At 71.7% G+C, this 20,619-nt stretch carries 23 protein-coding genes; 6 read left to right on the top strand and 17 right to left on the bottom strand.

Annotated features, from left to right (window positions below; all coding sequences use genetic code 11):
* The first annotated feature begins 14 nt into the window (after positions 1 to 14).
* The gene (folP, locus tag ON36_RS22075; RefSeq protein WP_043656910.1) at positions 15 to 896 is read left to right on the top strand and encodes a dihydropteroate synthase; all 882 of its coding nucleotides are present in this window, start codon (positions 15 to 17) and stop codon (positions 894 to 896) included.
* On the top strand, positions 893 to 1,831 hold the full coding sequence (locus tag ON36_RS22070; RefSeq protein ID WP_043656907.1) for a glucosyl-3-phosphoglycerate synthase: 939 nt from the start codon (positions 893 to 895) through the stop codon (positions 1,829 to 1,831). Before folP ends, ON36_RS22070 begins: the two co-directional genes overlap by 4 nt.
* Here the strand turns inward: ON36_RS22070 and ON36_RS22065 are convergent.
* From ON36_RS22065 to sigE, 7 genes are all read right to left on the bottom strand, one after another.
* The gene (locus tag ON36_RS22065) at positions 1,828 to 2,922 is read right to left on the bottom strand and encodes an XdhC family protein (RefSeq protein ID WP_043656905.1); all 1,095 of its coding nucleotides are present in this window, start codon (positions 2,920 to 2,922) and stop codon (positions 1,828 to 1,830) included. The genes ON36_RS22070 and ON36_RS22065 overlap by 4 nt on opposite strands.
* Positions 2,923 to 3,021: 99 nt before the next feature.
* The gene (locus tag ON36_RS22060) at positions 3,022 to 3,585 is read right to left on the bottom strand and encodes a hypothetical protein (protein WP_043656903.1); all 564 of its coding nucleotides are present in this window, start codon (positions 3,583 to 3,585) and stop codon (positions 3,022 to 3,024) included.
* A 114-nt stretch (positions 3,586 to 3,699) separates the two neighbouring features.
* Complete coding sequence (locus tag ON36_RS22055; protein ID WP_043656900.1) at positions 3,700 to 4,557, bottom strand: hypothetical protein; 858 nt, start codon at positions 4,555 to 4,557, stop codon at positions 3,700 to 3,702.
* Positions 4,558 to 4,741: 184 nt separating this feature from the next.
* The gene (gene tatB / locus ON36_RS22050) at positions 4,742 to 5,158 is read right to left on the bottom strand and encodes a Sec-independent protein translocase protein TatB (RefSeq protein ID WP_043656898.1); all 417 of its coding nucleotides are present in this window, start codon (positions 5,156 to 5,158) and stop codon (positions 4,742 to 4,744) included.
* A gap of 195 nt (positions 5,159 to 5,353) precedes the next feature.
* A complete protein-coding gene (locus tag ON36_RS22045) occupies positions 5,354 to 6,889 on the bottom strand; it encodes a S1C family serine protease (protein ID WP_043656897.1) in 1,536 nt (511 codons plus the stop codon).
* Positions 6,890 to 6,899: 10 nt separating this feature from the next.
* A complete protein-coding gene (locus ON36_RS22040) occupies positions 6,900 to 7,277 on the bottom strand; it encodes an anti-sigma factor (protein WP_043656968.1) in 378 nt (125 codons plus the stop codon).
* A gap of 58 nt (positions 7,278 to 7,335) precedes the next feature.
* Positions 7,336 to 7,944: an RNA polymerase sigma factor SigE gene (gene sigE / locus ON36_RS22035; RefSeq protein ID WP_052314236.1), complete on the bottom strand. Its 609-nt coding sequence runs from the start codon at positions 7,942 to 7,944 to the stop codon at positions 7,336 to 7,338.
* 460 nt (positions 7,945 to 8,404) lie between these two features.
* Between sigE and ON36_RS22030 the strand changes: the two genes are divergently transcribed.
* Positions 8,405 to 9,037: an O-methyltransferase gene (locus tag ON36_RS22030; RefSeq protein WP_043656894.1), complete on the top strand. Its 633-nt coding sequence runs from the start codon at positions 8,405 to 8,407 to the stop codon at positions 9,035 to 9,037.
* On the opposite strand, the gene glgC is transcribed toward ON36_RS22030, so the two are convergent.
* The gene (gene glgC, locus ON36_RS22025) at positions 9,038 to 10,255 is read right to left on the bottom strand and encodes a glucose-1-phosphate adenylyltransferase (RefSeq protein WP_043656891.1); all 1,218 of its coding nucleotides are present in this window, start codon (positions 10,253 to 10,255) and stop codon (positions 9,038 to 9,040) included.
* A gap of 74 nt (positions 10,256 to 10,329) precedes the next feature.
* Here glgC and glgA point away from each other — a divergent pair, with 74 nt between their 5' ends.
* A complete protein-coding gene (glgA, locus tag ON36_RS22020) occupies positions 10,330 to 11,493 on the top strand; it encodes a glycogen synthase (protein ID WP_043656962.1) in 1,164 nt (387 codons plus the stop codon).
* On the opposite strand, the gene ON36_RS22015 is transcribed toward glgA, so the two are convergent.
* From ON36_RS22015 to ON36_RS21975, 9 genes are all read right to left on the bottom strand, one after another.
* The gene (locus tag ON36_RS22015) at positions 11,494 to 12,303 is read right to left on the bottom strand and encodes a putative RNA methyltransferase (protein ID WP_157224973.1); all 810 of its coding nucleotides are present in this window, start codon (positions 12,301 to 12,303) and stop codon (positions 11,494 to 11,496) included.
* Positions 12,304 to 12,317: 14 nt separating this feature from the next.
* Positions 12,318 to 12,485, bottom strand: a complete 168-nt coding sequence (locus tag ON36_RS22010; protein ID WP_011211259.1) for a DUF3117 domain-containing protein — start codon at positions 12,483 to 12,485, stop codon at positions 12,318 to 12,320.
* Between the two features lie 105 nt (positions 12,486 to 12,590).
* The gene (locus tag ON36_RS22005) at positions 12,591 to 13,232 is read right to left on the bottom strand and encodes a DNA-3-methyladenine glycosylase I (RefSeq protein WP_043656885.1); all 642 of its coding nucleotides are present in this window, start codon (positions 13,230 to 13,232) and stop codon (positions 12,591 to 12,593) included.
* Complete coding sequence (locus ON36_RS22000) at positions 13,229 to 13,564, bottom strand: DivIVA domain-containing protein (protein ID WP_052314234.1); 336 nt, start codon at positions 13,562 to 13,564, stop codon at positions 13,229 to 13,231. The genes ON36_RS22005 and ON36_RS22000 overlap by 4 nt, the downstream gene beginning before the upstream one ends.
* A gap of 16 nt (positions 13,565 to 13,580) precedes the next feature.
* On the bottom strand, positions 13,581 to 14,717 hold the full coding sequence (locus tag ON36_RS21995) for an Mrp/NBP35 family ATP-binding protein (protein WP_043656881.1): 1,137 nt from the start codon (positions 14,715 to 14,717) through the stop codon (positions 13,581 to 13,583).
* Between the two features lie 20 nt (positions 14,718 to 14,737).
* Positions 14,738 to 15,586 carry a lytic transglycosylase domain-containing protein gene (locus ON36_RS21990; protein ID WP_043656878.1) on the bottom strand — a complete coding sequence of 283 codons (849 nt, stop codon included), beginning with the start codon at positions 15,584 to 15,586 and terminating at the stop codon, positions 14,738 to 14,740.
* Positions 15,587 to 15,675: 89 nt separating this feature from the next.
* Entirely contained in the window at positions 15,676 to 17,094 is a 1,419-nt protein-coding gene (locus tag ON36_RS21985) for a lytic transglycosylase domain-containing protein (protein WP_043656876.1), read from the bottom strand.
* A 119-nt stretch (positions 17,095 to 17,213) separates the two neighbouring features.
* Positions 17,214 to 17,804, bottom strand: a complete 591-nt coding sequence (locus ON36_RS21980; RefSeq protein WP_043656874.1) for a DUF1003 domain-containing protein — start codon at positions 17,802 to 17,804, stop codon at positions 17,214 to 17,216.
* Entirely contained in the window at positions 17,801 to 19,096 is a 1,296-nt protein-coding gene (locus tag ON36_RS21975; RefSeq protein WP_043656866.1) for a magnesium transporter MgtE N-terminal domain-containing protein, read from the bottom strand. Before ON36_RS21975 ends, ON36_RS21980 begins: the two co-directional genes overlap by 4 nt.
* Positions 19,097 to 19,175: 79 nt before the next feature.
* Between ON36_RS21975 and ON36_RS21970 the strand changes: the two genes are divergently transcribed.
* Together ON36_RS21970 and ON36_RS21965 are read left to right on the top strand one after the other, a co-directional pair.
* Positions 19,176 to 20,105: an HpcH/HpaI aldolase/citrate lyase family protein gene (locus tag ON36_RS21970; protein WP_043656865.1), complete on the top strand. Its 930-nt coding sequence runs from the start codon at positions 19,176 to 19,178 to the stop codon at positions 20,103 to 20,105.
* Between the two features lie 13 nt (positions 20,106 to 20,118).
* Positions 20,119 to 20,616 (top strand): YflT domain-containing protein, encoded by a 498-nt coding sequence (locus ON36_RS21965; RefSeq protein ID WP_043656863.1) that lies wholly within the window; start codon positions 20,119 to 20,121, stop codon positions 20,614 to 20,616.
* Positions 20,617 to 20,619 lie beyond the last annotated feature (3 nt).

Below are 20,619 nucleotides of genomic sequence, written 5' to 3'. Positions count from 1 at the left end.
GTACAGTCGGAACCATGTTCACCGCCGCAGCACCGCTCCCGACGTTCTGCGGCAAGCCGGTCCCCACGGACCGGGCGCTGGTGATGGCGATCGTGAACCGCACCCCGGACTCCTTCTACGACCGGGGTGCGACCTTCACCGACGCCGCGGCCATGGAACGGGTCGCCCGCGCGGTCGACGAGGGCGCCGACCTGGTCGACATCGGCGGGGTGAAGGCAGGCCCCGGCCAGACGGTGGACGCGGCCGAGGAGAACCGCCGGGTTGTGCCGTTCGTCGCCGCCATCCGGGCGAAGTACCCGGACCTGTTGATCAGTGTGGACACCTGGCGCGCCGAGGTCGCCCGCGCGGCCGTCGCCGAGGGCGCCGACCTGATCAACGACACCTGGGCCGGTGCCGACCCGGAGCTCGTACCCGTGGCGGCCGAGACCGGCGCCGGGATCGTGTGCAGTCACACCGGCGGCGCGGTGCCCCGGACCCGCCCGTTCCGGGTGCGCTACGCCGACGTGGTCGCCGAGGTCACCGAGACCGTTGTCGCCGCGGCGGAACGGGCCGCCGCGGCAGGCGTCCGGCGCGACGGGATCGTGATCGATCCCACCCACGATTTCGGTAAGAACACTTATCACGGGCTCGCTCTGTTGCGGGGAGTGGACGTTCTCGTAAATACCGGATGGCCGGTCTTGATGGCGCTGAGTAATAAGGATTTCATCGGGGAGACTCTAGGAGTAGGTCTCACCGAACGGGTCGAGGGAACACTCGCGGCGACCGCCTGGTCGGCCGCCGCGGGCGCCCGGATCTTCCGGGTCCACGAGGTCGCCGAAACCCGGCGGGTCGTGGACATGATCGCCGCCATCCAGGGCATCCGGCCCCCCGCACGAACCTTGCGAGGTCTGGTATGAACATCACCCACCGCGAGCCCGCCTGGGCCAGCACGCACACCTGGGACGACCCGTCGTGGACGGTCGCCGAACTCGTCGCCGCGAAAGCGGGCCGCACGGTCTCGGTGGTCCTGCCCGCGCTGAACGAGGAGCGGACCGTCGCCGACGTGGTCGCCAGCATCCGGCCGCTGGTCGGCACGCTGGTCGACGAACTGATCGTGCTCGATTCCGGCTCGACCGACGCCACCCGAGCGCGGGCGCTCGCCGCGGGCGCCACCGTCGTCACCCGGGAGGAGGCCGTGCCCGAGCTCGACCCGGTGCCCGGCAAGGGCGAGGTGCTGTGGCGCTCGCTGGCCTGCACCACCGGCGACCTCATCGCCTTCGTCGACTCCGACCTGATCGACCCCGATCCGCGATTCGTGCCGAAATTGCTCGGCCCGCTGCTGACCGTTTCCGGCACGCATTTGTCCAAGGCCTATTACCGGCGCCCGCTGCGGCAGGGCGAAACCGTGGACGCCACGGGCGGCGGACGGGTCACCGAACTCGTCGCCCGGCCCGTGCTTGCCGCGTTGCGCCCGGAATTGGCGCAGGTATTGCAGCCGCTCGGCGGCGAATACGCGGGCACCCGGGAATTGCTCACCGCCGTGCCGTTCGCTGCGGGCTACGGCGTCGAGATCGGATTGCTCCTGGATACGCACGCCCGGCTCGGCATGGACGCCATCGCCCAGGTCAACCTCGGCGTCCGCACCCACCGGAACCGCCCGCTGTCCGATCTGGGCGTGATGAGCCGCCAGATCCTCGGCACCGCGCTGCGCCGCTGCGGCATCCCCGACTCCGGCGCCGCGCTCACCCAGTTCCCGCTCGTCGACGGTGAGTTCGTCGCCCACCGCACCGAGGTCTCCCTCGAGGACCGCCCGCCCATGCAGACGCTGCGCCCCGAAGAGGTCGCCGCCTAGGACTCGCTCACCCGCCACGGGGCTCGGCGTCGGTGATGGATCGGGCCGGCCTCGGTGGACAGTGCCCTGCCCGTGCCGCCGCCGCGGACCGCCACGATCTGCGCGGCGATCGAGATCGCGGTCTCTTCCGGGGTGTGGGCGTTGAGATCGAGACCGAGGGGGCTGTGGATGCGGGCCACGGCCGAGTCGGAGACGCCCTCCGCGCGGAGACGGGCCAGGCGATCGTCGTGGGTCCGGCGGGAGCCGAGGGCGCCGAGGAAGGCGAGCTCGGGGAGGTCGAGGGCCGAGATCAGCGTGGGGACATCGAACTTCGGGTCGTGGGTGAGGACGCAGACCACCGTGCACCCGTCCAGCCGGCCCGCGGCGCGTTCGGCGTCGAGGTAGCGGTGCGGCCAGTCGACGACGACCTCGTGGGCGGCGGGGAAACGGGCGGCGGTGGTGAAGGTTTCGCGCGCGTCCACCACGGTCACGTGATAGCCGAGCTGGGCCGCCGTGACGGCGAGGGCGCGGGTGAAGTCGTTGGCGCCGGCGAGGATCATGCGCGGCGGGGGAGCGAAGACCTGGACGAACGCGCGCGGGCGCGCGCCCGCGGTGTCCTCCGAGCCGACGATCCCGTCGCGGCCCGAGGCGAGCCGGGCGGCCGCGTCGCGGTCCAGGTGGCGCCAAAGGCGCGGGTCGCCGGGGTACAGCAGGGTCCGGTCGGGCGTGGCCTCCAGGGTCGTCACGAGGGCGACCGGTGTGGCGGCGGCGACCGCGGCGTCGAGTTCGCGCAGCAGGGCGAGCGCCGACCGGTCGAGGTACTCGGTGAACACCTCGATCTCGCCGCCGCACGGCAGGCCGACGCCGAATTCGCCGGTGGCGGCGAAGCGTTCGAGCGCGGACCCGCGGTCGGCGAGCACCTGCTCGGCGGTCGCGACCACCGCCGCTTCGAGACACCCGCCCGAGAGCGAACCGAGGACGGTGCCCGAGGCGGTCACGGCCATGGCGCTGCCGGTGTCACGCGGGCCGGACCCGGTGCGGTCCACGATCCGCGCCAGGGCCACCGGCGCCCGGTCGAGGGCGTCGAGCAGTGGGGGGAGGATCGCACGCATCGCACACCGGCCTCTCCGCGGGAACCACACCGGATCCCGGTCGTGGACCGCTGCCGACCAGCCTAATCGGGCCGGTCGGTTCGTGCGCGGCGGCGCGGGCTAGTCGAGCAGTTCGCGACGCTGCAGGCCGCCCGGGAGGCGGCCGCTGCGGAACCAGGTGCGGAAGATGGCCAGCGCGTGCTGGGCGGTGAACACCTCTTCCGGGTACACGTAGGTCTCGTCGGTGCCGTGCGGCAGGTAGACGGTCGGCAGGCCGGCGCGTGTGCCCTCGAAGCCCAGCACGTGGGTGCGCGAGACGTGGTCGACGGTGCTGCGCAGGTGGATCGCCATGGCGTCGGCCGAGCCGACGCAGGACAGGGCGTGGTCGCCGCGGGCGGCGCTGACGGCGGGGGTGACCTCGGTGGCGGGTAGTGGCTCGGGCAGCAGCGAGACCTCCAGCGCGTAGCGCTGCATGCCGTCCATCCGGCGCAGCGGGCGCAGGAAGCTGTCGACGTCCTCGTCGGGGCCGATGAACACCTTCAGGCGATCGCTGTAGGTGACGCGATGGGTGGTCAGGGTGATCTCGGCGACGTGCTCACCGGCATCGGCGGAAGCTGTCTCCGGAGCGTGGGCGGCACGGGCCGGAAGAATCCGGTGTGCGCGCGCCTCGGGCGCGGGGAACATCGAAGCTCACCTACTCACGTTTGGTTACTCGCTAGCAATCTATCCATCGGGCTCGGTACGTGCCGCATAACCATAGCGTGATGCAGATCACATATGTGCGAGGTTACAAACCTTTTATGGGCGGGTTCGTGCAGAAGCCAACCGGGGGTCGGTTTCGTGCCGATAGACCGGCGTCAGCAGATCGGCGTCGACCGGCTCCCCGGTGGCCCGGTCATAGCGGACGGCGATCAGGACAGAGAACAGGTGGTTTCCGGCCCGTTCGTGCAGGGTCGCCAGGCGGGTGGCCAGCAATCGGATGGCGCCGAGCGACCCCGGCGGATGCAGGCCGTCGATCAGCAGAATGCTGCCCCTGCGGTCCGGCCGGGGCAGCCGGGCCAGATAGGCGATGTCGTGCGGTTCGGTCCCGCCCGGGCGGTACACGCGGCGCGCGGCCCGGTCCTCGATGCCGCGGCGGGTGTCGCCCGCGCGGGTGACCGTGCGGCGCAGGCGCGGGTCCGCCACGACCAGCTGGCGCAGGCTGGGGGAGAGTTCCGGGCCGCCGAGGATCACCAGGCCGTCGCGGTTGAGGTCCACCGGCCTGCCCGGCAGGAAGGTCTCCACCGACGCCGGGAATCCCAGTTGCCGCAGCAGCTCGGCGAGGCGCTGGGCGGCGGTGGGGTCCGGCGCGCCGAGCAGGCGTCCGGCGCGCACCTCGGGCGCCAGCACGGTCAGCGCGCCGGTCCCGAAGAACAGCCCCTCCGGCACGGGCCCCTGGGTGCTCACCTGATGGATGCGCGCCCGCGACAACCCCGCTGCGGCGCCGATGCGGGCGAAGGTCCACCCGTCGGCGTGGAGTTCCCGGATGACCGCGCGACGGATCCGGGTCAGTTCGTTGATGGTCTGCTGGGCAGCCGCCACCCCATCGGTGGCTGCTTTGAGTCTTTCGACTTTGTCCTCGATCGCGAAGACCTTTGCCACGTCATCGGCCGACATGTGCGAAGTTTAGACAGCTCGACAGCGTTTCGTGTCTATTCCGGTTGACATCGAACTGCACTGCGTAACAACGACTATGGCACGGGCGGGGTCAGCAATCGTGATCAGCGGAGGTCGGTGGCGCTGTCGCGTCGGCACGCGATCCGGTGGCAAATGACGACCGTGCGGTGTGTTCTGTGCGAATTCAGGTCGCGTCGAAATCGATCGGCGGGCGCTCGTTGCGATCGAGGGGTTTCTGCGCGGGCGGCATCGACGGCGCGGGCATGCCGCTGCTCGTCCCGAACAACTGCTGCTTGTCCGGGACCGCCTTCTCCAGATCCCGCAGTACCGAATCGTCCCCGCCGAGCAGATGCTTGGTGACCGCCGCGCGCGGCGACATCGAGCGCAGTTCGTTCAGCTCGGCCAGCGGCTTGCGCAGCTCGTCGAACTCCGGCCCCAGCTCCTCCTTCAGCTGCGAGGTGGCGCCGCTGGCGTAGTCGCGGACCTGACGCAGGGAACGGGTGGTCCAGCGCACGGCGCCGGGCAAGCGCTCCGGACCGAGAATGACGAGGGCGGCCACGAGCAAGATCATCATCTCGCTCCAACCGACATTGCTGAACACGGGGATATTTTAGCGCCGGCGCGCCGTGTTCGCGGCCCCAGGTGTCCCGTCGAACACCGAACCGATGCGCGCGGCCGCGCCGCACGGTCTCGGTCCACTGCTCGACGGGACGGCCGCGCCGGGTGCCTCCTCGAGGCAGGCCCGGCGGGGTTGCCCGAGCATGTTCTCGCTCGGGATCCTCGAAGCCGTTCTCCGTCAGTCGGATTCGAGGGTGACCGGGACGTCGACCTGGCGGCCGTCCCGGATCAGCTGGACGTTGACGGTGTCGCCGATCTTGTGCTGCTGGACCGCGACGACGAGTTCGTCGGGGCCGGTGACCTCGCGGTCGCCGATCTTGACGATGACGTCGTTCTCGACGATGCCCGCCTTCTGCGCGGGGCCGCCGGGCTGCACGTCGGCCACCGCGGCGCCGCTCATGACCTCGTTGGCGACGGTCTTGGTGCGCGCGCTCAGGCCGATGAACGGGTGGTGCATCTGGCCGTCGCGGATGAGGGTCTGCGCGACGGTGGTCATCACGTCGACCGGGATGGCGAAGCCGAGGCCGACCGAACCGCCGGTCTCCGAGCGGATGGCGGTGTTGATGCCGACCACGCGGCCCTGCATGTCGACCAGCGCGCCACCGGAGTTACCCGGGTTGATGGAGGCGTCGGTCTGCACGGCGTCGATGACCGCGTTGGTGTCGCTGCCCTCGCCGGCCAGCTTCACCGGGCGGTGCAGGGCGCTGACGATGCCGGAGGTGACGGTCTTGCTCAGGCCGAGCGGCGAACCGACGGCGAGCACGTCGTCGCCGACCTGCACGTCGGAGGACTTGCCCAGCTTGGCCACGGTGATGTTCTTCACATCGACCTTCAGGACGGCCAGATCGGTCTTGGGGTCGCGGCCGACGATCTTGGCCGGCACCCGCGAGCCGTCGGAGAACTGGACCTGGATGGCGGCCCGGTTGGTCTTGTCGGTGGCCGCCATGGAGATCACGTGGTTGTTGGTGACGATGTAGCCGTTGCCGTCGATCACGACGCCCGAGCCGGTCGCGCCGTTCTCGCCGACGGTCACCCGGATCGAGACCACCGAGGGCAGCACGGCGTTGGCGACCGCCGCGATCTGGCCGTGCGGCCGTTCCTGGTCCTCGGTCTGGGAGAGGGTGACCTTGCGGGAGGTCAGGGTCGAGGCGGTCTCGGCGGTGATCCGGCCGACCAGCCCGCCGAGCACGCCGATGCCGAGGGCCAGCACCGCGAGCAGGGCCAGCGCCTTGGGCGCGACCGTGGAGCCGAAGAGGACCTCGCGCGCGCTCAGCTTGCGGCCCTTGGGGCGCGGCGCGGGCGCCGGGGTCGCCACGGCGGGGGAGCCGAGCCGGGCGGGCGCGGCGGGATCGCGCCACGGATCCTCCGGGCCCGCGACGACCACCTGCTCCTCGCTGCCGGGCTCGCGCTGCAGCAGCTCGTCGGACCCCTCGGGGCGGCCGAACGCCTCGGCCAGCACGGCGTCGGGCGGACGCGGCGTGGAGATCTGTTCGTCGGTGGGGCGCCTGTCCGCGCCGCGCTGCGGGTCGTGCGCGGAGAACGAGCCGGTCAGGCCCTGCGGGCGGCGGAACGCGCGCGCGGTGTGGGAGTCGATGTGCGGCCGGAGCACCGGGCGCGGGCCGAGGACCGGTGCGTCGGCCGGGCGGAGATTCCCCCGATCGGCGGCCGATTCCGCGTTCTCGTCCCGGCCGGAATTCGTCGATTCGCCTGTCACGCCCGAAACTCTACTTGCGCCGCCACGTGGTCCACCGGGTCGCGGTGAACGAATCGGTGAGGAATCCGCGAATCGCCTCGTTGCGGCGGGGCTCGCCCGCGGCGTTGCCGACGGTCGGGGGCAGTTCCGCCAGCGGGATCCGGGTCAGGCTGTCGTGCAGCGAACGGGGGATCGAGACCTCGCCCGCGCCGCGCAGGGCGATGCGCGCCTGCTGCTGGGCTTCCACCTCGGCCGCGCACTCCGGGCACAGCGAGAGATGCTGCGCGGCGCGCAGATAGGCGTTCATGCGCAGCTCGCCGTCGACATAGGCGGCCACGGCCTCGCTGGCCAGATGCTCGGTGGGCTGGAATCGCGGTGCACGGCCTGAGGTGCCGGGATCCACACTCATCTGCGAGTTCATCCTTCCGACCGACATCTATCCGAACCGATGATGCCGGATCACGGCGTCACCCTGCGTAGGAATCAGCGGCGAACCGCTGCCCGCTTCCATTATGCGCAAGGTATTCACGCAGTGCCTGCCGCCCGCGGTGGATGCGGCTGCGGACGGTACCCAGTTTGACGCCGAGCGTCGCGCCGATCTCCTCGTAGGACAGGCCCTCGATGTCACACAGGACCACCGCGGCGCGGAACTCCGGCGCCAGCGAGTCAAGGGCGGACTGCAGATCGGGGTCGAGGCGGGCGTCGTGGTAGACGTCCTCGGGGGTCGGGCCCTCGGCGGGCACCCGGTCGTAGTCCTCGGGCAGCGCCTCCATGCGGATGCGGTTGCGGCGGCGGACCATGTCGAGGAAGAGGTTGGTGGTGATGCGGTGCAGCCAGCCCTCGAAGGTGCCGGGCTGGTAGTTCTGCAGGGAGCGGAAGACCCGGATGAAGGTCTCCTGGGTCAGGTCCTCGGCGTCCTGCGCGTCGCCGGAGAGGCGGTAGGCCAGGCGGTAGACCCGGTCGGCGTGTTCGCGGACCAGCTCGTCCCAGGACGGCATGACGGCGCGGTCGCCGGTGGCGTCGAAGGCGGCGGTTCCGGTGAGTTCGGCGTCGGGGACATCGGCGGCGTCGATCATCGGATCCGCGCCGGTGAGGGCGAGATCGGCGGTGAGAGCCTGCTCGGACAGTGTGGCGTTTTCACGCGCCGCGTCGACCATGTGGATGGGGACACCTCCTACTCGGGACCGCGGGTGCGACACCGCTCCGGTCCGGGTCAGCGAACCTGAACTTCACCGGGATCAACCGGCAGCGGTGTGCCGTTTGTTCCCGTGTCCCGCACCGGCCGCGATCGGCTGGTCTTGCGTAGGGCAACTATTTCCTGCGCTGGTATGGGTGACGTATGGATACCCTGAGGAGCACCTGAGAATCGGTCACCGCTGTCAGTACATCGCCGCGGCGTGCGCGAACGCATCATCGCGGGGCCGGTCGTGACCAATCCGCAAACTTCCGGCAACCGCTGTGGTGTTGTAGAACACTTACCGAAACGGGCGGCTTCGCTGAATACACAGACCCGGTCGGTGCCCTAGCCTCATAGCCGTGGCATCGAACGTGGAGCGCAACCTCGCCTTTGTGGAGGAGTCCGTCGTGGAGGACGAAGTCCTGCTCGGCGCACGGGAGCGGGCCACCGAGCTGGGCGCGGCGCCGGTGCCCGCCTCGGTGGGAGCGCTGCTGAGCATGTACGCGCAGATGCTGGGCGCCCGGGCGGTCGTCGAGGTCGGCACCGGCGCCGGGATCAGCGGGCTGTGGCTGCTGGACGGCATGCGCGAGGACGGCACCCTGACCACCATCGACTCCGAGCCGGAGCATCAGCGCGCCGCCAAGGAGGCGTTCCGCACCGCCGAGATCCCGCCCGCGCGGACCCGCCTCATCAACGGCCGCGCCCTCGACGTGCTGCCCCGGCTCGCCGACGGCGCCTACGACCTGGTCTTCGTCGACGCCGCCCCGCTCGAGCACCCGCAGTACGTGGAGCAGGGCGTGCGGCTGCTGCGCGAGGGCGGGGTGTTCGTGCTGCACAACGCGCTGCTCGGCGGGCGGGTGCCCGACCCGGCCCAGCGCGATCCGGCCACCCAGGCGGTCAGGGCGGCCACCAGGGCCATCGCCGAGAACCCCGAGCTGACCAGCGTGCTCATCCCCGTCGGGGACGGCGTGCTGTGCGCCTCCCGGGGCTGATCAGCCGACCCACGCCCCCTTGCCGACGGTCACCACGCCGCCGTTGCTGACCGCGAACCGCTGGCGGTCGCGGTCGAGGTCGACGCCGATGATCTCGCCCTCGCCGACCACCACGTTCTTGTCCAGGATGGCGTGACGCACCACGGCGCCGCGCCCGACCCGCACGCCGGGCATGAGCACGCTGCCCTCCACGGTCGCGCCGTCGTCGATCATGACGTTGGAGCTGAGGACCGAGTTCCGCACCGTCGCCGCCGACAGGATCGAGCCCGCCCCCACGATCGACTCCTGGGCGAGCCCGCCCTGGGCGAACTTGGCGGGCGGCAGATTCTCGGCGGCGCCGCGGATCGGCCAGTGCTTGTTGTAGAGGTTGAACACCGGATGCACCGAGACCAGGTCCATGTGCGCGGCGTAGAACGCGTCGATGGTGCCCACGTCGCGCCAGTAGCCGCGGTCGCGCTCGGTGGCGCCGGGGACCTCGTTGTCGGCGAAGTCGTAGACCGCGGCCTCGCCCGCGGCGACCAGGGTGGGGATGATGTCGCCGCCCATGTCGTGATCGGAGTCGCCGTTCTCGGCGTCCGCGCGGATGGCGTCGACCAGGACCCGGGTGGTGAAGACGTAGTTACCCATCGAGGCGAACGTGACGTTGGGGTCGTCGGGTGTGCCGGGCGGATGGGCGGGCTTCTCCAGGAACTGGGTGATGCGGCCGGACTCGTCGGAGTCGATGCAGCCGAAGGCGCTCGCCTCGCTGCGCGGCACGCGGATACCGGCCACGGTGACCCCGGCGCCGGAGGCGATGTGGCTGGCCACCATCTGCTCCGGGTCCATCCGGTAGACGTGGTCGGCGCCGAAGACCACGATGTAGTCGGGGTCCTCGTCGTAGATCAGGTTGAGCGACTGCATGATCGCGTCGGCGCTGCCGGTGTACCAGCGCGGCCCGAGCCGCTGCTGGGCGGGCACCGGGGTGATGTACTCGCCGGTGAACCCGGACAGCCGCCAGGTCTGGGAGATGTGGCGGTCCAGGGAATGGGACTTGTACTGGGTGAGCACGCACAGGCGTAGATAGCCGGCGTTGACGAGGTTGCTGAGAACGAAGTCGATGAGACGGTAGGCGCCACCGAAGGGCACCGCGGGCTTGGCACGGTCGGCAGTGAGCGGAAAAAGGCGCTTACCCTCGCCACCGGCGAGCACGATCCCGAGTACGTGCGGCTGGCTCCTCACCCCTGCCAACCTACCGTGAGTCGCCTCCTGCGGTGGCCCGGGTGGACCCGAGGGTCTAATTTGGATCGGTGCGACTGCAAGTGGCCATGCTGACCCGGGAGTACCCGCCGGAGGTCTACGGCGGGGCGGGGGTGCACGTCACCGAGCTCACCGCGCGCCTGCGGGAGCTGTGCGAGGTGACCGTGCACTGTATGGGCGTCCCGCGGCCGAACGCCGAGGTGCACCAACCGGATCCCGCGCTGCGCGCCGCCAATCCCGCGCTGGCGATGATGTCGGCGCAGCTGCGGATGACCGCGGCGCTCGGCGCCGCCGACGTGGTCCACTCGCACACCTGGTACACCGGCCTGGCCGGGCACCTCTCGGCCACCCTCTACGGCATGCCGCACGTGCTCACCGCGCACTCCCTCGAACCGCGGCGCCCCTGGAAGGCCGAGCAGCTCGGCGGCGGCTACCGGCTGTCCTCGTGGTCGGAACGCACCGCCATGGAACAGGCCGACGCGGTCATCGCGGTCAGCGAGGGCATGCGCCGCGACGTCCTCGACGCCTATCCGGCGATCGACCCGGGCCGGGTCCACGTCGTGCACAACGGGATCGACGCCACCGTGTGGCATCCGGGCGACCCGGCGCCCGGACAGGAACCGGTGCTGGAGCGGCTCGGGGTGCGCGCCGACGCCCCGGTCGCGGCCTTCGTCGGCCGGATCACCCGGCAGAAGGGCGTCGGGCACCTACTGGCCGCGGCGGCCGGGTTCGATCCGGACATCCAGCTCGTGCTGTGCGCGGGCGCGGCCGACACCCCCGAGCTCGAGCGGGAGGTCGCCGACGCGGTGGCGCGACTGCGGGAGCGCCGCGGCAACGTGTTCTGGGTGAAGGAGATGCTGCCCACCGAGCAGGTACGCCAGATCCTGCGCGGGGCGGACGTGTTCGTGTGCCCCTCGGTCTACGAGCCGCTCGGCATCGTGAACCTCGAGGCCATGGCCTGCGGCACCGCCGTGGTCGCCTCCGATGTCGGCGGCATCCCCGAGGTGGTCGCCGACGGCGTCACCGGGACCCTGGTGCACTACGACGCGGGCGCCGCGGCCGCCTACGAACGCGGGCTGGCCGAGGCCGTCAACGCCGTCGCCGGCGACCCGGCGACGGCGGCCCGCTACGGCCGGGCGGGGCGGGCGCGGGCGATCGCGGAGTTCGACTGGGCGCGCATCGCCGAGCGCACCCTCGACGTCTACCGCAAGGTGCGCTGATCAGGCCGGCGCGAACACCGACACGGTGACCGAGGCCGTCACCTCGGTCGTCTCGGGCAGGGCCGCGATCCGCGGATCGTCGGCCGGGGCGCCGTGGAAGGCCGACGGCCCCATCGCGATCACCCGGGTGACATCGGCGCGCGAGAGCGGCATCGCGAACTCGACCGGGGTCGTCGCGAGGCGGGCGAACACGCCGTCCATCGCCTCGGTCAGCCGCCGCTCCTTGTCCGGATCGACCCGGACCATGCCGAGGGGGCCGACGAGCTCGCCGAGGTGCCCAGCGGTCGGGGTGACCACCACGAACCGGCCGCCGGGACCGAGGACCCGGGCGACCTCGGCGGGATTACGGGGCGCGAAGACCGAGAGCACCGTGCCGATCGCGGCGTCGCGGACGGGCAGCCCGCCCCACGCGTCGGCGAGGACCGACGCCATCCTCGGGTGGGCCCGCGCCGCCCGGCGCGCGGCGGGCTTGGCGACGTCGAGGGCGATGCCGTGCCGGTCGGGGTGCGCGTCGAGGACCCGGGCCAGGTAGTAGCCGGTGCCCGCGCCCACGTCGAGGACCGGGCCCGGTCCGGTCGCGGCCTCCGCGACGGCCGCGGCGATCGCCGCGAAATGACCGGCGCCCTGGAAGGCGGCGCGGGCGTCCAGCATGTCGGCGGTGTCGCCGGACATCTTGGTCGCCGCGCCGGTCAGCAGGCTCACATAGCCCTGCTTGGCGAGGTCGAAGCTGTGCCCGGTGGGGCAGCGCAGCGCGCGGTCACCAGGGTGTAAGGAGTGGCCGCACTCCGGACAGGCCAGGAGTGCGGCCACCTCGTGCAGAGCCGTCAGCTGGTGACGCTCTTCAGTTCGTCACCGAGCGCCGCCGCCTCGTCCGGCGTGAGCTCGACGACCAGTCGCCCGCCACCCTCGAGTGGAACCCGCATCACGATTCCACGACCTTCCTTGGTTGCCTCGAGGGGACCGTCCCCGGTACGGGGCTTCATGGCCGCCATCCTCTGCTCCCTCCAGATCTGCGCGGTGTTTCTGCGCACTGTTCTCGGCGTTGCCGGTTGTCGCCAACCGGCGGGCTCGCCGGTGTTCGGCGGGCCACACCGGTCCTATTCTTCCCTATTGCCGATCGGGGCGGACACCTGAGTTCGAAATGTGACTGGTGAGTCGGTTCCGTCCGACACGCCGCCGACCCAGCAAACCGCGATGTGATCGTCCACCATTCCGGTGGCCTGCATCAGTGCGTAGGCCGTGGTCGGGCCGACGAAACGGAAGCCGCGGCGCTTCAATTCCTTTGCCAGAGCAATCGATTCGGGTGTGGTGGCGGGCACATCGGCGAGGGTGGCCGGCCGCGGCCGCGGCGGCGGCGCGAAGGACCAGACGAGCTCGTCGAGCGGGACGGGCAGCTCCCGGGCAACCGCGGCGTTGGCGATCGCCGCGTCGATCTTGGCCCGGTTGCGCACGATGCCGGGGTCGGCCAGCAGACGCGCGCGGTCGGCGTCGGTGAAGCGGGCGACCCGCTCGATCGCGAACCCGGCGAAGGCCGCGCGGAAGGCGGGCCGTTTGCGCAGGATGGTGAGCCAGGACAGCCCGGACTGGAACGCCTCGAGGCACAGCCGCTCGAACATCGCGTCCGCGCCGCGCAGCGGCCTGCCCCACTCGTGGTCGTGGTAGTCGCGGTAGAGCTGGGAACCCGTCGACCAGCCGCAGCGGATCCGGCCGTCGTCGGCGGGCGGCTCGGTGCCGGTCACGGCTGCTGGGTGCCCGCCGCGGGCGCCGCCGACGCGGCGACCGCAGCCTGCCACTGGCGCAGCCGCGTCACCTCGGTCTCCAGCTCGTCGATCCGGCCCGCCAGCCGGGCGAGGGCCCAGTCGACCTCGGCGGCCTTGTAGCCGCGCACCACCTGCTGGAACCGCAGCGCCCGCACGTCGGCGCCGGTGACGCCCTGGGCGGGCAGCACCGTGGCGGTGGTGTCCTCGGGCAGCGGGCCCAGTTCCTCGGAACGCCCGAAGATCACACTGGCGAGCAGGAACATCATCACCGCAACGAGCCCGACGATCAGGATGTACATCAGCAGTGTCATGGGCAGGCCCGTCGCGTCAGAGGTGGCGGGTGGTGTCGATGCCCAGCGACATGCCCGCCAGGCCGCGGCGGCGCACGGCCAGCTTGTCGGCGACCGCGCGCAGCGCCTTGGCGGCCGGGCTCTCCGGGTCCGCCAGCACGATCGGGGTGCCCTCGTCGCCGCCCTCGCGCAGCGCCTGCTCGATCGGGATCTGGCCGAGCAGCGGCACCGACGCGCCGACCGCGCGGGTCAGCCGCTCGGCGACCGCCTCGCCGCCGCCCGAGCCGTAGAGCTCCATGCGGCTGCCGTCGGGCAGGTCCAGCCAGGACATGTTCTCCACGACGCCCGCGATGCGCTGGCGGGTCTGCAACGCGATCGCGCCCGCCCGCTCGGCGACCTCGGCGGCGGCGGGCTGCGGGGTGGTGACGACCAGGATCTCGGCGTTCGGGATCAGCTGGGCGATGGAGATGGCGACGTCGCCGGTGCCGGGGGGCAGGTCGAGCAGCAGCACGTCCAGGTCGCCCCAGAACACGTCGGCCAGGAACTGCTGCAGCGCGCGGTGCAGCATCGGGCCGCGCCACACCACGGGCGTGTTGCCCTGGGTGAACTGCGCGATCGAGATCATCTTCACGTTGTGGGCGACCGGCGGCAGGATCATCCGCTCGACCTGGGTCGGGCGGGCGTCGGTGCCCAGCATGCGCGGGATGGAGTGGCCGTAGATGTCGGCGTCGAGGACGCCGACCGACAGGCCGCGCTCGGCCAGCGCGACGGCGAGGTTCGCGGTGACGCTGGACTTGCCGACGCCGCCCTTGCCGGAGGCGACGGCGTAGACCCGGGTCAGCGAGCCGGGCTGGGCGAACGGGATGACCGGCTCGGCGGAGTCACCGCGCAGCTGCTTGCGCAGCTCGGTGCGCTGCTCGTCGCTCATCACGTCCAGGTCGACGGTCACCGCGCCCGCGCCCGCCACGTCGGCGACCGCGCCGGTCACCCGCTGCACGATCTCGGTGCGCAACGGGCAGCCGGAGGTGGTCAGGTAGATCTCGATGTGCACGTCGTTGTTGTCGGCGATGGCGACACTCTTGACCATGCCCAACTCGGTGATCGGCTTGCGGATCTCCGGGTCGTCGACCTTCGAGAGCGCGGCCCGCACATCCGCTTCCGTAATCACTGGCATACGCCCGATGGTAGGCGGTGTCAGATTCGCGGCAGGTCCTGGGGCTTGGGTGCCAGGCCGCTGGCGTAGGAGCCCGCCCAGGCCATCACATTGGCCACGTAGGCCATGGAGTTGTTGTAGCGCAGGATCGCCTTGGTCTGCTGACCGAGATCGCGCATGTCCAGGCCGCCGTCGCACAGGTAGCGGCCCGCCGTCAGCGCGGCGTCGAACAGGTTCTGCGGGTCGGCGATGCCGTCGTTGTTGCCGTCGGCGGCGTAGCGGTGCCAGGTCTCGGGCAGGAACTGCATGGGACCGATGGCCCGGTCGTAGCCGTCGAGGCCGTCCAGGGCGCCGTTGTCGCTGTCGTGGATGACGTTGTTGCCGTAGAGGCTGCCGTCGAGCACCGGGCCGTACACGGCCTTGATCGGGTTGCCCGCGGCGTCGGCCTTGCCGTAGGCGTGGGTGGACTCCACGCGGCCGATGCCCGCCAGCATCGTCCAGGGCATGTGACAGTTCGGGTTCTGCGCGGCCAGCACCTCCTCGGCGTGCTGGTAGGCGGCCACGGCGATGCCGGGGATGCCGAGCGGGCCCGCCGGGAGATCGGCGGCGACCCGGTCGTTCGGCTGGGCGACGGTGCGCACCTCGGGCGTCGCCGAGGCCGACAGGTTCGCCATCGCGTGCATCGCGGGCGCCTCGGCCTGCGCGGCGGCGACGGCCTCGAGTTCGCCGGTGGGCAGGTCGGTTTCGACCGCGGCCGGCGCGGCGGCGGTGCCCGCGTTGGTGGCGGCGGCCGCGGTGACCGCGACGAGTCCGGCGGGAACCAGTCCGGTCAGTGCGATGAGCGAGCTACGCCGAACGGTGGTAGCAGGCTGTTTCCGGTGACGACCCACGGTGTGGTGCCCTCCTCAACCATGTTGGATGAGAAGAGGTTACCGCATCCGAGACCTTTTTGTTACCCCGTTGTGATGTGTGTTCGCGATCAGGGGGCGGGCGGCGCGGGGACCGGGATGGTGATGCCGAAGGGCAGCGTGATGCCCGGCTGCTGGGTCGGTGTCGGCGCGGCGGGCGCGGGCGCGGCGGGCGCCTCCGGCTCCGGAGCCGCCTCGGCGACACCGGGTTCGGGCGTCTTCGTCGGCGCGGCGGGAGCAGGCGCCGGGGTCTCCACCGCCTGGCACTGCGCGGCCTGCGCGTCGGCGGGCTGGTCCTCCCGGGGTTGCGCGGCCTGCGCCGGGTCGCGCGGGGCGTTCGCGCCGAAGGTCTGCTCGGTGGCCGCCTTCGGCGCCGACTCGTCCTCGGGCTTGACCGCAGGCGCCGGATCGGCCTGGACCGCACACGGATCCACCGGGGCGGGCGCCGGCGCGGGGCAGAAGATGCCGCAGGGGATCGGCGGCAGGCCGGGCAGGGTGATCATGACCTCGGTCGGCGTGGTGACCTTGGGGGTGTTCGGCGGCAGTGCCTTCGTGGTCGACGGCGGGGCGGCGGTGACCGGGGCCTCGGCGTTGGTCGCGACCATGTTCGCGCCGCCGCCACCGTTCATCGGCGAACTGCCCGGCGGGATCAGGTCGGGGGAGATGCTGACCTGGCTCGGCGCGCCGCCCGTCCGGTAGGCCGCCGACCAGCTGAGCACGTTCGCCGCGTAGGACATCGAGTTGTTGTAGCGCAGCACCGCGCGCAGTTCCTGGGCCGCGTCGCGCAGGTTCAGCCCGCCCGAGCACAGGTACTTGGCGGCGCCGAGCGCCGCGTCGAAGACGTTGTGCGGGTCGGCGACGCCGTCGCCGTTGCCGTCGGAGGCGTAGTGTGCCCAGGTGCTCGGCAGGAACTGCATGGGCCCGACCGCGCGCACGTAACCGCCCTCGGCGGCCTTGATGACCTCGTTGCCCGGCAGCGTGCCGTCGAGGGCGGGTCCGAAGATCGGCGTGGTCGTCGTGCCCGCGGCGTCGGTGCGCCCGCTGCTCGCGTGCGCGGACTCGATGCGGCCGATGCCGGCGAGCAGGTTCCAGGTGACACCGCAGCCCGGCTCGGCGGTCTCCATGGCCAGCTCGGCGTTGCGGTAGGCGGCGAGCACGATCTCGGGGATGCCGAGGGCGCCGCTGCCGGTGGGGAGGGAGATGCTCTGCAGGGGCACGGTCCCGGCGAAGGGGGCGACGCCGTCGGCGGGCGGGGTGAGCGCGCGCAGCTTGCGCGGCGGTTCCGCGCTGACGGGTAGCAGCCCGACACTCTGGGACAGTTCGGCGTCGGGGTCGTCGCTCTCGGCGCCCGTGCCCGTCGCGGCGGCGGCGAGCAGGGCCTCCGGCGCGGTCGGCGCGGTGCTCGGATTCGAGACGGCGGAGGTGGAGCCGGAAGCGACCAGACCGGCGACGACGAGGGCCGACATCGTTATCGGAGCAGAGATACGCATGTAGCTACACCAACCCTCACGTCGTCGCGAAGGGCGCCGTGCAGGTCCCCCGTGCGCCTCCGCCGTACACAATGTGGTCCAGGTTACCTACCGGTCACAATCTTGTTGAGCATTTCCGGTCATTCATCGGGAACGCTCGGCGAAACCTGGACCTCGGGTGCTGTTTGACCGGAGGTTTTCTTGCGGTTGGCTTTTCGCTTCTTGCCCGCGCCCGGCGCGTCGCCCGCCTCGGTGGCGACCGCGATCCGGTCCAGCGCGTCGCGGATGTCGTCGAGCTCCCGCCGCAGGTAGTCGCGGGTGGCGACGTCGCCGACGGCCAGCCGCAGGGACGCCAGCTCGCGCGCGAGGAACTCCGTGTCGGCCTTTGTCTGGGCCGCCCGCATCCGGTCCTCCTCGAGGGAGACCTTGTCGCGGTTGTCCTGCCGGTTCTGGGCCAGCAGGATCAGCGGCGCCGCGTAGGCCGCCTGGGTGGAGAAGGCCAGGTTGAGCAGGATGAACGGGTACGGGTCCCACTGCAGGGCCACCACGAACACGTTCAGCACGATCCAGACGATCACGATCACCGTCTGGATCGCCAGGTACCGCCCGGTGCCGAGGAACCGCGCGACCTGCTCGCTGGCCCTGGCGAACGCCTCGCCGTCGAAGTCGAGGCGGAACCGGCTGCCGACCGGGGTCTCCAGCCGGAGCCGGGCGGAGCTCTTGTCGGTCATCGATGTCCCTCTCCGGCGACGCCGACCGGCGGCGGGTCGTCCTCTTCGCGCCAGTCCTCGGGTAGCAGATGGTCGAGGACGTCGTCGACGGTCACCGCGCCGAGCAGGTGGTTCTCGGCGTCGACCACCGGCCCGCAGACCAGGTTGTAGGTGGCGAAGTACCGGGTGACCGCCGAGAGCGGCTGCCCGGGCGACAGCGCCGACAGATCGGTGTCGACGAGCCCGCCGACCAGGTGCGCGGGCGGCTCACGCAGCAGCTGCTGGGTGTGCACGCAGCCCAGGTATCGGCCGGTCGGGGTGGCCGTCGGCGGGCGGACGACGAACACCATCGAGGCCAGCGCGGGCGTCAGGTCGGGGTTGCGGACCCGGGCCAGCGCCTCGGCGACCGTGGTCGCCGGGCTCAGGATGACCGGCTCGGGGGTCATCAGGCCGCCCGCGGTGTCGGGGGAGTGCGCCAGCAGGCGGCGCACCGGCTCGGACTCCTCCGGGTCCATCAGCGCGAGCAGCGACTCGGCCTCGCTCTCGGGCAGCTCGCCGAGCAGGTCGGCGGCGTCGTCGGGATCCATGGCCTCGAGGACGTCCGCGGCGCGGCGCACCTCGAGGTGGCCGAGCAGGTCGATCTGGTCGTCGTCGGGCAGCTCCTGGACGACGTCGGCGAGGCGCTCGTCGTCCAGGGCGACGGCGACCTCGATGCGCCGCTTCTCCGGCAGTTCGCGCAGCCGGTGGGCCACGTCGGCCGGGCGGAGGCCCTCGAACTGCGACAGCAGCGACGTCACGTCCTGGCCGGGCCTGCCGACCTCGTAGGGGGTGAGCCCGGTGACCTGCGACCAGTCGACCACGTGCACGGTGCGCCGCCTGCCGAGGCGCCGGTGCCCGCGCACCGCGACCCGCCCGACCACCCAGTCCCTCGTCCGGGTCTGCTCGATCCCCAGGTCCACCACGTGCACGTCGACGTCGACCAGGTCGGGCAGGTCCGGATCGGTCACCCGGACCTGGGAGTCGACGATCTGCGCCAGGGCGAGCAGCTCGCCCGGCCGCTGCGCGAAACGCCGCAGGCTGACCGTGCCCGTGTTCAGCGTGACCATGCCCGGTTCGATCGCGGTGATCCGCAGCATCGGCACGAAGATGCGCCGCCGGGTGGGCAATTCGACCACCAGGCCGTGTACCCGTGGCTGCGCGTGGTCGTACCGGATCGCCACGACCGCGTCCCGGACCCGGCCGATAGACTCCCCGTCCGGGCCGAGCACCGCCAGGCCGGCCAGCCTGGCCACGTACACCCTGGTAGCTGCCATGCCTGTCAGGCTAGAGGGTGCGGCGCGTCGGCCCGGCCTCGGCGCGGCCGCCGCCGGTGAACATCACAGAGGAGTGCCCATGACGTCCGCGCAGTCCCGCCGCTCGGTTCTCGCCGTGCCCGGCAGCAATCCGAAGATGATCGCCAAGGCCAAGGGACTGCCGGTCGACGAGGTGTTCCTCGACCTGGAGGACGCGGTCGCGCCTGCCGCCAAGGCCGCCGCGCGCGCCACCGTCGTCGCCGCGCTGCACGAGCCGGGCTGGGGCAGGCAGCTGCGGGTCGTGCGGGTCAACGACTGGAGCACGCCGTGGACCTACGCCGACGTGATCACCGTCGTGGAGGGCGCGGGCGCGGCGCTGGACGGCATCCTGCTGCCCAAGGTCACCGACGCGGGCCAGGTCCGCGCCCTCGACCTGCTGCTGACCCAGCTGGAGCGGACGGCGGGCCTCGAGGTCGGGCGCATCGGCATCGAGCCGCAGATCGAGGACGCGCTCGGCTTGCGCAACATCGACGCCATCGCCACCGCGAGCCCGCGCGTGCGAGCGCTGGTCTTCGGCCCCGGCGACTTCATGGCCAGCCTCAACATGCGCACCCTGGTCGTCGGCGAGCAGCCGCCGGGCTACGACGGCGACGCCTACCACCAGATCCTGATGACCATCCTGCTCACCGCCCGCGCGCACGGTCTGCAGGCCATCGACGGCCCCTACGTGCAGATCCACGACATCGAGGGGTTCCGCCGCGCCGCCGGGCGCACCGCCGCGCTCGGCTACGACGGCAAGTGGGTGCTGCATCCGGGACAGATCGAGGCGTGCAACGAGATCTTCAGCCCGCGTCAGGCCGACTACGACCGCGCCGAGGAGATCCTCGAGGCCTACGCCTTCCACACCTCGGCGGCGGGCGGCGCGCGCGGGGCGATCGTGCTGGGCGAGGAGATGATCGACGAGGCCGCGGCCAAGATGGCGCGGGTGATCGCGGAGAAGGGGCGTGCCGCGGGAATGACCCGTTCGTAGCAGAATAGGACATATGACGAACCCCATGGGGTATTCCGCCTCGAACCGTGGCAGGCAGCCGCTGCCGACGCCGCCGTCGGGCTGGCCGGTCGGCTCCTACCCGACCTACGCCGAGGCGCAGCGCGCGGTCGACTACCTGGCCGACAACCAGTTCCCGGTGCAGAACGTCACCATCGTCGGCGTCGACCTCATGCAGGTGGAGCGGGTGCTGTACCGCCTCACCTGGGGCAAGGTCATCGGCGGCGGCGTGGTGTCGGGCGCCTGGCTAGGGCTGTTCCTCGGCCTGCTGCTGAGCCTGTTCACCACGGGCACGGCGCTGGGCACCCTGGCGGTCGGCCTGGTCGGCGGCATCGTCTTCGGTGTCATCTCGACCTCGATCCCCTACGCCGCGACCAAGGGCCAGCGCGACTTCGCCTCCACCATGCAGCTGGTGGCGGGCCGCTACGACGTGCTCTGCGACCCGCGGGAGGCCGAACAGGCCCGCGACATGCTCGCCCGATTGGCCCTGTGACCC

The sequence above is a fragment of the Nocardia thailandica NBRC 100428 genome (genome assembly GCF_000308795.1).
GTDB classification, from domain to species: Bacteria; Actinomycetota; Actinomycetes; order Mycobacteriales; family Mycobacteriaceae; genus Nocardia; species Nocardia thailandica.
Note: the sequence above shows the minus strand (reverse complement) of the source record. Positions and strands in the feature narration are given on the sequence as shown.

Excerpts from the sequence above, each read along its gene's own strand:
- ON36_RS22065 (WP_043656905.1), bottom strand. The coding sequence starts at position 2,922 with ATGCGTGCGATCCTCCCCCCACTGCTCGACGCCCTCGACCGGGCGCCG.
- ON36_RS21985 (WP_043656876.1), bottom strand. The coding sequence starts at position 17,094 with ATGCGTATCTCTGCTCCGATAACGATGTCGGCCCTCGTCGTCGCCGGT.
- ON36_RS21975 (WP_043656866.1), bottom strand. The coding sequence starts at position 19,096 with ATGGCAGCTACCAGGGTGTACGTGGCCAGGCTGGCCGGCCTGGCGGTG.
- ON36_RS22040 (WP_043656968.1), bottom strand. The coding sequence starts at position 7,277 with ATGAGTGTGGATCCCGGCACCTCAGGCCGTGCACCGCGATTCCAGCCC.
- ON36_RS22000 (WP_052314234.1), bottom strand. The coding sequence starts at position 13,564 with ATGACACTGCTGATGTACATCCTGATCGTCGGGCTCGTTGCGGTGATG.
- ON36_RS21995 (WP_043656881.1), bottom strand. The coding sequence starts at position 14,717 with ATGCCAGTGATTACGGAAGCGGATGTGCGGGCCGCGCTCTCGAAGGTC.
- ON36_RS22060 (WP_043656903.1), bottom strand. The coding sequence starts at position 3,585 with ATGTTCCCCGCGCCCGAGGCGCGCGCACACCGGATTCTTCCGGCCCGT.
- ON36_RS21980 (WP_043656874.1), bottom strand. The coding sequence starts at position 17,804 with ATGACCGACAAGAGCTCCGCCCGGCTCCGGCTGGAGACCCCGGTCGGC.
- ON36_RS22010 (WP_011211259.1), bottom strand. The coding sequence starts at position 12,485 with ATGGCGGCCATGAAGCCCCGTACCGGGGACGGTCCCCTCGAGGCAACC.
- ON36_RS21965 (WP_043656863.1), top strand. The coding sequence starts at position 20,119 with ATGACGAACCCCATGGGGTATTCCGCCTCGAACCGTGGCAGGCAGCCG.
- ON36_RS22055 (WP_043656900.1), bottom strand. The coding sequence starts at position 4,557 with ATGTCGGCCGATGACGTGGCAAAGGTCTTCGCGATCGAGGACAAAGTC.
- folP (WP_043656910.1), top strand. The coding sequence starts at position 15 with ATGTTCACCGCCGCAGCACCGCTCCCGACGTTCTGCGGCAAGCCGGTC.
- ON36_RS22070 (WP_043656907.1), top strand. The coding sequence starts at position 893 with ATGAACATCACCCACCGCGAGCCCGCCTGGGCCAGCACGCACACCTGG.
- ON36_RS21970 (WP_043656865.1), top strand. The coding sequence starts at position 19,176 with ATGACGTCCGCGCAGTCCCGCCGCTCGGTTCTCGCCGTGCCCGGCAGC.
- sigE (WP_052314236.1), bottom strand. The coding sequence starts at position 7,944 with ATGATCGACGCCGCCGATGTCCCCGACGCCGAACTCACCGGAACCGCC.